The sequence below is a fragment of the Cellulosimicrobium marinum genome, from assembly GCF_020551945.1.
Classification (GTDB): Bacteria; Actinomycetota; Actinomycetes; order Actinomycetales; family Cellulomonadaceae; genus Cellulosimicrobium; species Cellulosimicrobium marinum.
Map to the genome: position 1 here is coordinate 528,666 of NZ_JAJBZH010000002.1, position 14,567 is coordinate 543,232.

General features: G+C 74.0%; 11 protein-coding genes. 8 read left to right on the forward strand and 3 right to left on the reverse strand.

Annotated features, from left to right (window positions below):
* Positions 1 to 21 precede the first annotated feature (21 nt).
* Both LGQ04_RS06320 and LGQ04_RS06325 read right to left on the reverse strand, forming a co-directional pair.
* A complete protein-coding gene (locus tag LGQ04_RS06320) occupies positions 22 to 291 on the reverse strand; it encodes a hypothetical protein (RefSeq protein WP_229242840.1) in 270 nt (89 codons plus the stop codon).
* A 435-nt stretch (positions 292 to 726) separates the two neighbouring features.
* Positions 727 to 1,812 carry an ABC transporter permease gene (locus LGQ04_RS06325; protein WP_229242841.1) on the reverse strand — a complete coding sequence of 362 codons (1,086 nt, stop codon included), beginning with the start codon at positions 1,810 to 1,812 and terminating at the stop codon, positions 727 to 729.
* 172 nt (positions 1,813 to 1,984) lie between these two features.
* On the opposite strand from LGQ04_RS06325, the gene LGQ04_RS06330 reads away from it, so the two are divergent.
* The 7 genes from LGQ04_RS06330 (at position 1,985) to LGQ04_RS06360 (ending at position 8,052) form a co-directional block, all read left to right on the forward strand.
* Positions 1,985 to 2,632, forward strand: coding sequence for an NAD(P)-dependent oxidoreductase (locus LGQ04_RS06330; RefSeq protein WP_229242842.1), 648 nt, complete (start codon positions 1,985 to 1,987; stop codon positions 2,630 to 2,632).
* 12 nt (positions 2,633 to 2,644) lie between these two features.
* Complete coding sequence (locus tag LGQ04_RS06335; RefSeq protein WP_229242843.1) at positions 2,645 to 3,247, forward strand: TetR/AcrR family transcriptional regulator; 603 nt, start codon at positions 2,645 to 2,647, stop codon at positions 3,245 to 3,247.
* A gap of 161 nt (positions 3,248 to 3,408) precedes the next feature.
* Positions 3,409 to 5,283 (forward strand): molecular chaperone DnaK, encoded by a 1,875-nt coding sequence (dnaK, locus tag LGQ04_RS06340; protein WP_229242844.1) that lies wholly within the window; start codon positions 3,409 to 3,411, stop codon positions 5,281 to 5,283.
* On the forward strand, positions 5,280 to 5,942 hold the full coding sequence (gene grpE, locus LGQ04_RS06345; protein WP_229242845.1) for a nucleotide exchange factor GrpE: 663 nt from the start codon (positions 5,280 to 5,282) through the stop codon (positions 5,940 to 5,942). Before dnaK ends, grpE begins: the two co-directional genes overlap by 4 nt.
* A 160-nt stretch (positions 5,943 to 6,102) precedes the next feature.
* Entirely contained in the window at positions 6,103 to 7,089 is a 987-nt protein-coding gene (locus LGQ04_RS06350) for a DnaJ C-terminal domain-containing protein (RefSeq protein WP_229242846.1), read from the forward strand.
* Positions 7,090 to 7,201: 112 nt separating this feature from the next.
* Positions 7,202 to 7,594: a heat shock protein transcriptional repressor HspR gene (locus LGQ04_RS06355; protein ID WP_229243028.1), complete on the forward strand. Its 393-nt coding sequence runs from the start codon at positions 7,202 to 7,204 to the stop codon at positions 7,592 to 7,594.
* A gap of 149 nt (positions 7,595 to 7,743) precedes the next feature.
* Entirely contained in the window at positions 7,744 to 8,052 is a 309-nt protein-coding gene (locus tag LGQ04_RS06360) for a DUF1540 domain-containing protein (protein WP_229242847.1), read from the forward strand.
* A 192-nt stretch (positions 8,053 to 8,244) separates the two neighbouring features.
* Here LGQ04_RS06360 and LGQ04_RS06365 read toward each other — a convergent pair whose 3' ends face one another.
* The gene (locus LGQ04_RS06365) at positions 8,245 to 9,018 is read right to left on the reverse strand and encodes a hypothetical protein (protein WP_229242848.1); all 774 of its coding nucleotides are present in this window, start codon (positions 9,016 to 9,018) and stop codon (positions 8,245 to 8,247) included.
* Between the two features lie 187 nt (positions 9,019 to 9,205).
* Between LGQ04_RS06365 and LGQ04_RS06370 the strand changes: the two genes are divergently transcribed.
* Positions 9,206 to 14,566, forward strand: coding sequence for a sigma-70 family RNA polymerase sigma factor (locus tag LGQ04_RS06370; protein ID WP_229242849.1), 5,361 nt, complete (start codon positions 9,206 to 9,208; stop codon positions 14,564 to 14,566).
* Position 14,567: the final 1 nt, after the last annotated feature.

The following is a 14,567-nucleotide window of genomic DNA, read 5'->3' on the forward strand; positions in this document are numbered from 1 at the left end:
CGCCCCGCGGTGACGGAGTCTTCAGCGGCGGCTTCGCCTGGTGTGGCGGACGGTCATCGCGGTGCCGACGACGACAGCCGTGACGGGCGCTCCGACGAGGAACGCCAGGGGCGCCCACGAGTACGTCGCCGAGAGGTGTGCCACGGCTGCGACGACGGCCCCCCAGAAGAAGCACGCCCAGAAGCTGTTGCCCAGGATCCCGCGCGTCGGCCGAGAAGCCTCGGGGACGTCCCGGTGGGCGTCTGCATCGACGGGGCGCATGGCTCCGGGCTGTACGGCTTTGGTGCTCATCATGCTCACCTCCACCGCATCGCCGTGAGGCGGGCGATCACCCCTCGTGACTTCGGCCTGTACCTCACCTGGATACTCCTTCGCATCCTTGAGGCCGCCCCCTGCGGCCACTCGCGGAGAGCGTGGCACAGCCCGTGTCTCGGAGCAATCGACGCGCCAAGGTACGACAGCGGTCACGTTCACGGTGTGGCAGCCGTGCTTCCCCGGGCTGCAGTCCTCGGGGACGTGACGAGTAGCCAGGGTCGAGGCCTCGTGCCCTCGATGGGATCCGGTGGCTGCTACGACTGTGCCGTCGTCGAGAGCTTCTGATCCCGATCACAGATCGGGCTCCTGGGTCGCCGCACGACCTTGGCTGCGACGTCGGCCAAGCCCGGCCGGTGCGGACGACCGGCCGGGCTTCTGCTTCTCGCGGTGTCTCGCGGGCACGACCTGCGGTCAGGCGGGGATGGGCGCGCGACCCCGAGCGGGCTGCAGGTCGACGGCCTGCTCGCGACGGGCGGTGCGCGCGTCGCGGGAGTGGCCGACGAGCGCGAGGAGGAGGCCACCGGCGAACCAGGTCGCCAGGACGAGCCAGGGGAACGTCGTGTCGGCGCCCGGGAAGTAGGACAGCTCGCGGACGAGCGTGGCCGAGGCGCCGGGCGGGAACCACTGGCCGACGGCGCCCCACGCACCGGGCAGGAACTGCGGGGGCAGCGCGGCACCCGAGATGGGGTTGGCGAAGAGCATCATCACGACCGGGCCGACCGCGATGCCGGCGCGACCGACGAGCGCGACGACGCCGACGACGGGCGCGGCGATCGCGCCGATGGCGAGGGTGAACGCGGCGAGGTTGGTCCAGAAGTCGCCCTGGATCGAGCCGAACCAGCCCTGGAGGATGCTCGTGAGGACGAGGCCGCCGACGGCGGAGTAGGCGACGACGGCGACGATGCGTCGCAGCGACCCGGAGATCGCGACGGAGATCGCGATGCCGCCGATCATCCCGCCGAACAGGATGGGGAAGAACGCGGAGGACAGGAGCGCCCCGTTGGGGTCCTCGGCGGTGTAGGGCACGACGTCGGTGACGGTGAGGGTCGCGGCGGGCGGAGTCTCGCCGGGCTCACCGGCCTGGGCCTGGGAGGTCAGTGCGGCCTGGAGCGGGTCGGCGAGCTGGGCGATCACCTGGTTGACGGTGCCGTTCGCCGAGGCGGTCAGCAGCTCGGGCTCCGGGCCCAGGACCAGGGCGCCGGCGACGTCGCGGCTCTCGACCGCGGCGACCGCGGCCTCTCGGTCGTCGACCACGGTGAGGTCGTAGACGTCCCCGGCCTGCTCGGTGAGCAGCGGCTCGACCTGCGCGACGGCGGCCTCGGGGCCGGCGACGGCGAGGCCGACGCCCTGGGGCTCGGCGGTGAGCGCCGGCCAGGAGAAGGCGACGACGATCAGGGCGATGAGCGTGGTGAGCCCGACGGCGGTCGCGATCGTGCGGAGCCACGGGGTGGGGGCGTCAGGCGCCTCGGTGGTGCTGTCGGCTGCGGTCTCAGCCATGGTCGTTCCTCTCGTCGGACGGAGTGGTGCACTCTGCGGTTGATAGTGCAAGCATTGCACTGTAGCGTCAGTAGTGCAACAACGACCGAGCCGTCAGGCATCTGCACTGCGGCGCACAGAGTGCAAGACTGAGGTGGCACCCGTCGCGGGCGGGTGCCCGAGAGGAGAGATCATGCGCATCGCCGTGCTGGGCGCGACGGGCAGGACCGGGAGCGAGCTCACCGAGCAGGCGCTCGCCGCGGGGCACGAGGTGGTCGCCTACGTGCGGCGGCCGGGCGCGCTCGCCCTCCGCCCCGGCCTGACCGTCGTCGGAGGAGCGCTCGACGACGCGGACGCGCTGGCCGGGGCGACGGCCGGGTGCGACGCCGTCGTGCTCACGCTGGGGCCGAAGATCAGCGACTCCCACAAGCCGCTCATGCAGGTCGCCGTGCCGGCCGCGATCGCCGCGGCCCACCGGGCCGGGGTGAAGCGGGTCGTCGTCCTGTCCGCGCTCGGGGCGGGGGCCACGCTCGCCAACACGCGCTACCCCTACCGGTTCGGGTGCCGCACGTTCCTCGCGGCGAACTTCCGCGACCACGTGGCCGGCGAGTCGCAGCTCGTCGACAGCGGTCTGCACTGGACGACCGTCCACCCGGGCCCGCTGTCCGACCGCCCGCGCACGCCGCACCCGACCGTCGTCGACGCGTCGACCGGGTACAGGATGCCGGGCGCGCCCCGCACCACCCGGGCGGACGTCGCGGCGACGATCCTCGGCCTGCTCGACGACCCCCGCACCTACGGCGCGCAGGTGCTCGTCACCTCGGCCGTCCAGTCCGCCTGAGAGGGGTGCGGGATGACCGAGAGCGCGGTGACGAGGAACCGGCGACGGACCGCGGCGCAGATCACCCGGAGCGCTCAACGTCTGGCGGAGGAGCGCGGGCTCGACGGGTTCACGATGGACGACCTCGCGGAGGTCGCAGGCGTGTCGCGGCGCACGCTGTTCAACTACGTCGAGGGCAAGTTCGACGCCGTCCTGGGGGCGCCCGCCGCCCCGGATCCCGCCCGGCTCGTCGAGTTCAGCCACGGAGGACCGACCGGCCGGCTGCACGACGACCTCAAGGCGGTCTTCACCGCGCTCCTGGACACCCGGGACGCCCCGGCCGACGAGCTCGACCGCACCCGCAGGCTCATCGCGTCCGACGCGCGGCTCCACAAGGCGATGCACGACAAGTTCGCGCGCTCCGCCGACCTCCTCGCGTCCGCTCTCGTCGAGCGCGACCCGGGGCGCTTCGACGCGTACCGCGCCAAGGCGGCCGCCACCGTGACGCTCTCGCTCTTCGACGTCGCGCTGGAGGGGTTCGTCGCCGACCCGGGAACCGGGCTCGCCGACCACTTCGTGGCCGCGTTCGACGGGGCCGCCGCGTTGTTCGGGTCCACGTCCTCACCAGGGGAATAGGCGAGCGACCCCCCGGGTTGAGTCAGACAGGCTCAACTCTGGCGGGTCGAACTTGCGTGAGCACGGACTGCCTGCCTACGTTGAGCGCAGCAGACTCAACCCGGACCGCCCGGCGTGACCACGCGCCGTCGGGCATCCACAGCGACACGGAGGCAGGACACATGGCACGTGCAGTCGGGATCGACCTCGGCACCACCAACTCGGTGGTCGCCGTCCTGGAGGGCGGCGAGCCCACCGTCATCGCGAACGCCGAGGGGTCGCGCACGACCCCGTCGGTGGTCGCGTTCTCGAAGACCGGCGAGGTGCTCGTCGGCGAGGTCGCCAAGCGCCAGGCGGTCACGAACGTGGACCGCACGATCAGCTCGGTGAAGCGCCACATGGGCACCGACTGGGACGTCGCGATCGACGACAAGAAGTACACCGCGCAGGAGATCTCCGCGCGCGTCCTCGGCAAGCTCAAGCGCGACGCCGAGGAGTACCTGGGCGAGCCCGTCACCGACGCGGTCATCACCGTCCCGGCGTACTTCAACGACGCCGAGCGTCAGGCCACGAAGGACGCCGGCCAGATCGCGGGCCTCAACGTCACGCGCATCGTCAACGAGCCCACCGCGGCGGCGCTCGCGTACGGCCTGGAGAAGGGCAAGGAGGACGAGCTCATCCTCGTCTTCGACCTGGGCGGCGGCACGTTCGACGTCTCGCTCCTCGAGGTCGGCAAGGACGAGGACGACTTCTCCACCATCCAGGTGCGCGCCACCTCGGGCGACAACCGCCTCGGCGGCGACGACTGGGACAACCGCATCGTCGAGCACCTCATCAAGCAGGTGAAGAACAGCTCGGGCGTCGACCTGTCGAAGGACAAGATCGCGCTGCAGCGTCTGCGCGAGGCCGCGGAGCAGGCGAAGAAGGAGCTGTCGTCCGCGACGAGCACCAACGTCTCGATGCAGTACCTGTCGATGAGCGAGAACGGCCCCATCCACCTGGACGAGAAGCTCACGCGCGCCCAGTTCCAGCAGATGACGCAGGACTTGCTCGACCGCACGAAGGCCCCGTTCCACAAGGTCATCTCCGACGCGGGCGTGTCCGTCTCCGAGATCGACCACGTCGTGCTCGTGGGTGGTTCCACCCGCATGCCGGCCGTGACGGACGTCGTCAAGGAGCTCACGGGCGGCAAGGAGCCCAACAAGGGCGTCAACCCGGACGAGGTCGTCGCCGTCGGCGCGGCCCTCCAGGCCGGCGTCATCTCGGGCGACCGCAAGGACGTCCTGCTCATCGACGTCACCCCGCTGTCCCTCGGCATCGAGACCAAGGGCGGCGTGATGACCAAGCTCATCGAGCGCAACACGGCCATCCCGACGAAGCGCAGCGAGATCTTCTCGACGGCAGAGGACAACCAGCCGTCGGTGCTCATCCAGGTGTTCCAGGGCGAGCGCGAGTTCGCGCGCGACAACAAGCCGCTCGGCACGTTCGAGCTCACCGGCATCGCGCCCGCGCCGCGCGGCGTGCCGCAGATCGAGGTCACGTTCGACATCGACGCGAACGGCATCGTCCACGTCGGCGCGAAGGACCGCGGCACCGGCAAGGAGCAGAAGATGACCATCACGGGCGGCTCCGCGCTGCCCAAGGAGGACATCGACCGCATGGTCAAGGAGGCGGAGGAGCACGCCGCCGACGACAAGAAGCGTCGCGAGGAGGCGGAGACCCGCAACCAGGCCGAGGCGTTCGTCTACTCGACCGAGAAGCTGGTCAACGAGAACACGGAGAAGCTCCCGGCCGACGTCGTCACCGAGGTCGAGGCCGACATCGCGTCGGTGAAGTCCGCGCTCGAGGGCGAGGACGCCGACGCCGTGAGGACCGCGCACGAGAAGCTCGTCGCGTCCTCGCAGAAGATCGGCCAGGCGCTGTACGCCTCGGCCGAGCAGGACCAGGCGGCCCCCGGCTTCGGCACTCCGCAGGACGGGCCCGCGGCCGACTCGTCCACCACGGACGAGGACGTCGTCGACGCCGAGATCGTGGACGACGAGGACGACAAGAAGTGACGGCCGAGGACCCGCAGGGCCCCCAGGACCAGCGTCCCGAGGACAAGCCCTTCCAGTTCACCGACAAGCGCAAGGTCGACCCGGACACCGCGCAGCCCCGCCCCGCGGGCGAGGCTGCCGGTGCCGGGGAGGCCGCCGGGCAGGTCCCGGCCGACGGGGACGACGCCGCGGCGTCCGACCCGCTCGCCGGGCTCGACTTCGAGCCGACCGGCGAGGCGGAGGCCGACGCCGCCGTCCTCGCCGCGCAGGCCGAGGCCGCCCAGCACCTCGAGTCGCTCCAGCGCGAGCGCGCGAGCTTCACGAACTACCGCAACCGGGCGCTGCGCGACCAGGAGGCCGCGCGCACCAAGGGCGTGGAGGACGTGCTCTCCGCGCTCCTGCCCGTGCTCGACGACGTGGACCGCGCCCGCCAGCACGGCGAGCTCACCGGCCCCTTCGCCGCGATCGCGGACAAGATCGACGCGAGCCTCGCGCGGTTCGGCATCGAGCGGTACGGCACCGTCGGGGAGGAGTTCGACCCGACCGTGCACGAGGCCCTCATGCACCAGACCGACCCCGAGGCCACGGCCTCGACGGTCAACCTGGTCATCGAGCCCGGCTACCGCATCGGCGAGCGCGTCGTGCGCGCCGCGCGCGTCTCGGTCGTCGGCCCCGAGTAGCACCACCACCGTGCCCGACGGCGCGGGCGCACCTTCCGCGCGAAGGTGCGCCCCGCCGTCGGGCACGGGACGATCACCAGCGGAAACCCAGGCCGCACGACGGACCCGGACGAAGGACAGGACCCACGAGCACACGACCCACGGCCCGGAGGGAGGCACCGTGACCGGACAGGACTGGATCGAGAAGGACTTCTACGCCGCGCTCGGTGTCCCCAAGGACGCCGACGACGCCGCCATCAAGAAGGCCTACCGCAAGCTCGCCCGGCAGTACCACCCGGACCAGAACCCGGGGGACGCCGCCGCGGAGGCGAAGTTCAAGGAGATCGGCGAGGCCTACGCCGTGCTCTCCGACGCGAAGGAGCGCGAGCAGTACGACGCGATCCGCGCGATGGCCGGCGGCGGCGCCCGCTTCTCCGCGGGCCCCGGGGGCGGCGGCGCGAGCGGGTTCGAGGACCTGTTCGGCGGGATGTTCGGCGGGGGCGCGCCCGGTGGCTCCCGCGTGCGGTTCTCCACCGGCGGGCAGGGCGGGTTCGAGGACGTCCTCGGCCAGATGTTCGCGGGCGGCGCCCCGCAGGGGTTCGGCGGGGGACCGCGGCCCCGGGCCGGGTCGGACGTCGCCGCCACGACCACCCTGCCGTTCCGGCAGGCCGTCGAGGGCTCCACCGTGAGCTTCACCGTCGACGGCCGCCAGGTCACCACGCGCATCCCCCCGGGGGTGCGGGACGGGCAGAAGATCCGTCTGCGCGGCAAGGGGCGCCCGGGCCTCGGCGGCGGGCCGGCCGGCGACCTCGTCGTCACCGTCCACGTCACGCCGCACCCGGTCTTCACGATCGACGGCACCCACCTGCGCCTCACCGCCCCGGTGACGTTCGCGGAGGCCGCGCTCGGCGCGACGATCTCCGTCCCGACGCTCGACGGCGCGACGGTCAAGGTCAAGGTGCCCGCCGGGACGCCGTCGGGCCGCACGCTGCGCGTCAAGGGACGCGGCGTGCAGACGGCGAAGGGCACCGGCGACCTGCTCGTCACCGTCCAGGTCGTGGTCCCGCAGAAGCTGTCCAAGGCCGCGCGCGACGCCGTCGAGGCGTTCGCCGCGGAGACCGACGGCCAGGACGTGCGCGCCGACCTGGCCCGCCAGGCCGCGGAGTGAGGGAGGTGGCGTCGTGACCCCGGACCCGACGGCGCCCCGCCCGGCCGACGGCCAGGAGATCCCCGAGGACGCGCCCGTCCTCGTCATCTCCCAGGCCGCCGCACTCGCCGGCATGCACCCGCAGACCCTGCGGCAGTACGACCGACTCGGCCTCGTGGTCCCGCGCCGCGCGGCGGGGCGGGGTCGGCGCTACTCGCTGCGCGACGTCGCGAAGCTGCTGGAGGTGCAGCGGCTCAGCCACGACGAGGGCATCAACCTCGCCGGGATCCAGCGCATCCTCGCCCTGGAGTCGCAGGTCGAGCGCCTCGAACGGCGCCTGGAGGCGCTGTCGGCCCGGGTCGAGCCCGGGGGGCGCGTGTTCGCTGCGGCGGCGAGCGGCGACGTCGTCGTCGTGCCGCGGGGCCGCAGCGTGCGCCGCGGCGTGGACGACGCGCTGCGGGAGAGCGTCGTGGAGCACGCGCAGGCGCGCGCCCTCGTCATCTGGCGGCCCGCCCCGCGGGACTGACCGCACGCATTCCGCAAGGCCGACATGCGCTAAATAAATGTGCGGTATTCATTGTTAGTACGGCCTTCCTTGCTATTCAAGAATGTCATTCCGCATTACGGTGGAACCGGAAGCCCGGCCCCCGGGTCCTCGTCAGAGCGGAGAGATCGATGAGCAGCCTCATGGAGATGCCCCAGGTCGTCGAGTGTTCGATCGACGGGTGCGGCTACAACCACGACCACGGGTGCCACGCCGGCGCCGTGACCATCGCCGGGCACGCCGGTGACGCCGAGTGCGCCACCTTCATCCCGCTCGGCACCAAGGGCGGCCTGGAGAAGGTCCTCGCCAAGGTCGGCGCCTGCCAGCGGACCGAGTGCGTCCACAACGAGTCCCTCGAGTGCGGCGCCCCGTCGATCCGCGTCGGTGCCGGCGCCTCCGGCGACGACCGCGCCGACTGCCTCACCTTCACCCCGCGCTGATCCGCTGGCGCTGGTCCACCCCGCGCCGCCGCGCGGACCCCGACCTCCCCGAGGGCGGCCCACCCCGGGCCGCAGGGACGCCCCACCCCCCCCCGGACGCCCCGGGTCGCACGCTCGCCCGTGCGACCCGGGGCGTCCTGCGTCTCGGCCGCTTCTCGGCCGCTTCTCGGCGGCGTCGCGGAGGCGGCGGGGTCAGCGCTGCAACGAGTGCAGGAGCTCGACGGCGTGCGGGTGCGTCGGGGGCAGCGGCTCCGTCCACAGGCGCGGCGGGCGCCGCAGGATCGCGGACACGCCCAGCGCGAGCCCCGTGCGCTCGATCCGGTGCCGCAGCTCGGCACGGATCCCGTCGTCGTCGCCGTCGCGCTCGCTCAGGACCACGAACACGCCGTTGCCGAGCGACGCCATCGGGTGCCCCTCGCCGAACGTCTGCGTGAGCGCCCGGCCCATCGCCGCCGACCGGGCGAAGCGTTGCCAGCCCGTGAGGTCGTCCACGGCCACGTCGACGACGAGCAGCCGATGGGTCCGCGCGACGTCCGTACCGGAGCGCCGCGCCGCGCCGTACGTCTCCCGCAGGCGCTGCGCGAGGTACTGCGGCGTGGCAAGGCCGGACTCCGGGTCGAGGACCTCCGGCGAGACCGGGGTCGCGTCGTAGCCCTCCGCCCAGCCGACCGCCACGGCGCGCAGCAGCTCGAGGTCCGGGGCGCGGTCGTGCGCGCGGTACAGGCACGCGACGTCGTCGATCGCCTCGCCGATGCCGACCCCTGCCTCGCTGCGCACGCGTCCCAGCCGCTCGGCGGCGGGCGTGACGTCGAGCCCGTCGCACAGCGCCTCGCTCAGCGCGTCGCACGCGGGGTGGTACCAGTCGCCAGGGCGGAGCCACACGGTCGCGAGGCTCTCCGAGCGCCAGCGGTCGCGCAACGACTCGGGTCCTGCCGTGGGCGCGGTGTACCCATGGAGTTGGTCCATGCCGATGAGACGGGCGAGGTCGCCGGTCATGACGCGGGTTCGACGACGAAGTTGCGGACGGGTGTCGTGACCAGGGACGACAGCGAAGTCATCGGTCAGAACGGGGCAAAGAGGACGCAATGTCTCGAGTCTGTTTCGTTCTGCGAGACCCCTGCCGCAGAGTTGGACGGGCGTCTACTATGGCGGCTTGTACGACCTGCTGGAGCAGGGGCGGTCCCGGGGCGGCGGTGGCATGACGGAGTTGCACAGCCAGATCGAGGGCGAGGCGTTGAGCGACGCCGAGCTCATCGCAGCGGTACGCGAAGGTGACAGCGCGAGCTTCGGCGCCCTCTACGAGCGCCACGCCGCCGCTGCGCGGACCGTCGCGTGGCAGTACGTGCGCTCCGGCGCAGACGCCGACGACGTGGTCTCCGACGCCTTCGCCCGGACCCTCACGGTGCTGCAGAACGGCGGCGGTCCCGACGTCACGTTCCGCGCCTACCTGTTCACGGTCGTGCGACGTCTCTCCTACGACCTGGTCAACGGTGCCCGCCGCACCCAGCCCACGGACGACGAGCGCACCTTCGAGTCCGCGTTCGGCCCGATGGCCTCCACGGAGGACCCGACCCTGGAAGGGTTCGAGCGCTCGGTGGTCGCCCGCGCCTACCAGGACCTGCCCGAGCGGTGGCAGGCCGTGCTCTGGTACACCGAGGTCGAGGAGCGCACGCCCGCCGAGATCGCGCCCATCCTCGGACTGACGGCGAACGGCGTCTCCGCGCTCGCCTACCGTGCGCGCGAGGGGCTGCGCCAGGCCTACCTCCAGCAGCACCTGACGACCGCGCCCGCCGCCGAGTGCCAGGGCGTGAACCCGCTCCTCGGCTCGTTCGTGCGCGGCGGACTGGCCAAGCGCGAGACCGCGCGCGTCGAGGCCCACCTCGACGGGTGCGGCGAGTGCCGCGGGCTCGTCCTCGAGCTCGGCGACGTCTCCCACGGCATGCGCGGCGTCGTCGCTCCCCTCGTCCTCGGTGTCGGCGCGCTCGGCCTCGTCGGGACGGCGTTGCCCGTCACCGGCGGCGCGACGGTCGCGGGCGGCGCGGCAGCGGCAGCCGCTGCGGCCGCGGCTGCGGGATCCGGCTCGGGGAGCGGCTCGGCCGCCGGGTCGGGTTCTGCCGGGTCGGGCTCCGCGGGGTCGGGTGCGGCCGGGTCGTCCGGCGCCGGGGGCTCGGCCGGCACGGGAGCCGCCGGGACCGGGGCCGCCGGCACAGGAGCCGCGGGTGGGACGGGCGCCGCGGCAGGCTCGACGAGCGCGACGTCCGCCTCCCTCGCCGCGTCCTCCGGCGGTGGTGCCGCGGCCGGCACGGGGGTCGTCGGCGGCGCGGCCGCGGGCGCGACCGCGGCGGGGACCGCGGCGACCGCAGCAGCGGGCGTGGGCGGTGCCGGAGCAGCCGCCGTCGCGGGTGCGGGCGGGCTCGTCGCCCTCGTCACGTCGGCCCCCCTGGCCGCCGCGGCCGTGGCGGTGGGCGTGCTCGCCGCCGCAGGGCTGGGGGTCGCCGGGGCGCTCGGTGCGTTCACCCCGGACGACCCGACCGAGCCCGCCCCCACCGCCGCCACGTCCACCCCGGAGCCCGGTGCGAGCGAGGCCCCGGCCGACGGCTCGACGGCCGATCCCGCGCCCGCTCCGACCGAGCCCGCGGACGACGCGGCCGACCCCACGTCGCCGGCGAACGTGCCGCCGTCCGACCCCGTCGTGGCGGACCCGGGCCCGACGGGGTCGGACGGTGGCTCCGCTGCGGGCGGCACGACCGGCTCGCCGTCGACGGGTGGATCCGGCCCGGCGCCCGCGGACCCGGGATCGGGCGAACCGCCGTCGACCACGCCGCCGCCCCCTCCGCCCCCGCCCGCCCCGGCCGCTCTGGACCTCTCGCTCGGGTCCGTGACCCTCGCGGCCCGCCAGCCCGCCGACCTCACGGTGACGGCGACGAACTCGGGCGGCCGCGCGGCCGAGGAGGTCGTCGTCGAGCTGACGCTGCCCGCGGGGGTGACGACGGCGAGCTCGTCCGTCGTCGCCCGGGGCACGTCCGTGGCCCCGGCGCTGCGTCTCGCGGCGCTGCCCTGCGGGGACGCCGTGCCGCAGGGCGACGGCGGCCCGAGCCTCGTCACGTGCTCGCTGGGCGCCCTCGACCCGGGCGCGGCGCACGACCTCGTGGTGCGCGTCCAGGCCGACGCGGGAGGCGAGTACGTGTTCGCCGGGTCCGTCCGGGCGAAGGGCGTCGAGCCGGTCCGCAAGGCGTTCCGCCCGACGTCGGTCGGGTACTTCGGCCCCGAGGTGCGGGTCGCGCCCGAGTACGGCTCGGGCCGGTCGTTCGCCGTGTCGAACCCCGGCACGGTCGCGATGTCGCTGCGCGTCCGCAACGCCGGGGACCGTCTCGCTGAGGACCCGCACGTCGACTTCGACCTGCCCGCCGGCGTCCGGCTCGTGACCGGCTCGTCGGGCGAGCAGCGGGCGGGCGACTGGACCTGTCGTGCGGGCGAGGGGGCCGGGGTCGTCTGCCGTACCGACACCGACCTGTCGCCGCGCGCCTCGACGACGCTCACCGTGGACCTGCTCGCCGCGGCGCCCGGCGCGGACGCGTCGCGGCACACCCTGGCGGTGCACGGCGACGCGGGTGACGCGCACGACGGCAGCACGACGGTCGACCTCGCCGTCGGCGCGTTCTGGGACGACGCGGCGGACGGGCTCACGGTCCCGGCGGCGACGCAGTGCCAGGCGCCGGGCGAGCCCGACCGCGCGTCGGTCCTCGCGACGTACCGCAACACGACCGTCTACGACGACCTCGACGTCCGGCTGGAGGCCGCGGGCTCCACGGCCACGGTCACGGGCGTGGCCGTCGGCGACGCCGCCGCGGTCCGCGTCGACGACGGGGTCCGCTTCCCGGCCGGGTCGGCCGCGTTCGTCCTGTCCACCACGGTCGCCGGGCAGACGTTCGAGCACCGCGTCGACGCCGGGACGTTCGACGCCCTCGACTGCTGGACGCAGCCGCGGTGGCTCACGGCCGCCGACGTCGGCGTCGTCGCCGAGAACGTCGACGGCACCGTCCGGTACACCGCCACGGTGACGAACGGGACGGGGAGGGCGCTCGACGCGCGCCTCCTCGCCCCCGACACCGGCACGTGGTCGGGCGTGCGGGACTCGGACGCGGTCGCACCGCTGCGCGACCGGACGTCGGGCGCGTTGGTGCTCGACACCGGCCTGACGCAGACGACGCGGGCGAACGCGGTCCTGCGGCAGTACCGCTGGCACGCCGACGAGGACGGCGACGGCAAGGGCTACCAGAGCCTCCTGCCGGTGCTGCTGGACGCGCAGTCGATCGCCCCGGCGGCGCCGGCCCCGACGGTGGGGCAGTGCGTGTTCGACCCGGCGACGGACACGTCGTCCGCGCCCGTCACGCTGCGCTACGACAACACGGCGTCGACCCTGCCCGTGACGTTCTCAATCGCGGGACGCGACGCCCTGGGCCGGACGGTCGGCGCGGGCGAGGCGGCCTCCGTCGAGGTTCCGGGCGGCGTCGGCGCGGACGACGCGACGTTCGCCGTGCGGGCCGACGGCCGGCAGCTCGCGTCGTCCTCCGTCGAGGGCGTGGACTGCTTCCGCTGGGCCGTGACCGGCGAGGCGGGCTCCGCCTGGGAGCCGGACGCCGCGCAGGGCGGTTCCGTGGTGCTCACCGGCACGTTCCGCAACGAGCACGCACGCACCGCGACGAGCGTCGTCATGGACGCGGGCGAGCTCGGCGTCACGGACCCGGTCGAGGTCGCACCGGGCACGCAGGAGACGTTCACGCTCGTGGTCGGGTCGCGCGACGTCGCGGCCGGCGAGGTGACGTTCCGCGCCACGCGGCTCGACGGGTCGCAGGGCACGACCGCCGTGACGGCCGCGTACGACGCCGTCCGCCACGCCCCCGCGGCCGACGCCGCCCCGACCGTCGGCGAGTGCGTCTTCGACCCGGCGACCGACACGTCGGGCGCGCCCGTCACGCTCCACCTCGACAACAGCGGTTCCACGGTGCCGGTGGACTTCACCGTCGAGGGGCTCGACCTGGCCCGCACGGTCGCCGCCGGTGCCACGGTGGACGTGGCCGCCCCCGGCGGGGTCGGCGCGGACGGCGCCACCTACGTGGTCCTGGCCGACGGCGCGCGCCTCGCCGCGCACGACGTGCCGGGTGTCGACTGCTTCCGCTGGGCCGTCGACGGCTCGGTGACCTCCGGCTGGGAGGTCGAGGACGGTGCGGGCTCGGCGGTCCTCACGGGCACGTTCCGCAACGACCACCGCGCCGCGACGCTCCGCGTGGCCCTGGACGCGGGTGCGCTCGGGACGACCGACCCCGTCGAGGTCGCACCCGGCGCCGCCGCGACGCTGACTCTGGACACACGCCGGCGTGACGTCCCCGCCGGCGAGGTGACGTTCCGGGTGGAGCGGCTCGACGGCTCGCAGGGGGCACGCGACGTCGTGCGCCCGTACGACGCCGTCACCTACCAGCCGACCTGGGCGACGGACGCGAAGGTCTCGGCGCGGTGGCAGGACGGGGCGGTCCGCCTCGTCGGCACGCTGACGAACACCACGGCGGAGACGCTCGACGCACGGATGCTCGGCGGTCGGTACGGCGACTCCGCTCCCGTGCAGAAGATCGCGCCCGGGCAGAAGGCGACCTTCGTGATCGACACCCGGTCCCTCGAGGTGAAGCCCGGTGCGGTGTCGTTCCGCCAGTACCGCTCGGTCCACGGCAAGGGCTTCGTCGACACAGGACTCACGGCAGCGTACGACGGCGCGGCGTACGTCCCGGAGTGGGACGCCAGGGCAGGCGCGTCGGCGCGGTGCGTCGACGCGAGGGTCGTGCTGACCGCGGACCTGCGCAACGACTCCAGCGAGACGATGCACGTCGTGACGCGGACGGCGTGGGGCACGCACGACCTCGGAGACCTCGCGCCGGGCGGCGCCACGAGCGCCGACGTCCTGACGAAGACCTTGTCCGTCGACGCGGGCGAGGTTGCGTTCGACCTCACGCGCACGGTCCTCGGCCGCACGTTCAGCCACACGGTCGTCGCGAGCCATGCGGCGGTCGACTGCACCGTCCTCGAACCGGCGGCGAGGCTCGAGCTCGGCGAGGCGACGTACGACGACGAGCGCGACCACTCCTACCGGGCCGTGACGCTCGTGCTCGACAACTCGGCGTCGAACGTCCCGGCGACGTTCACGCTGGGTGGCGACGCCCGGGGCACGTGGAAGGTCGCGGCCGGCGAGCGCACCACGGTCCCGCTCGACGAGGCGCCGTGGTCCGGTGCGGCGTACGTCGTGCAGGTGGGGGACTGGTCGCAGCAGCTGACGGTCGAACCGTTCACCGCGGCGCCGGCCTGCCCGCAGGCGTGGCGCGCGGGGTCCTGGTACGACCACAGTGCCTCGGTGTCCTACCGCGGGTGGGTCTGGGACGCCCGGAACGACAGCATCGCGGTGCGACCTGACGGCGTGCTGGGCTGGTTGTTCTGGGACCGCGGCACGCGCTGCGGCGAGGGCTGAC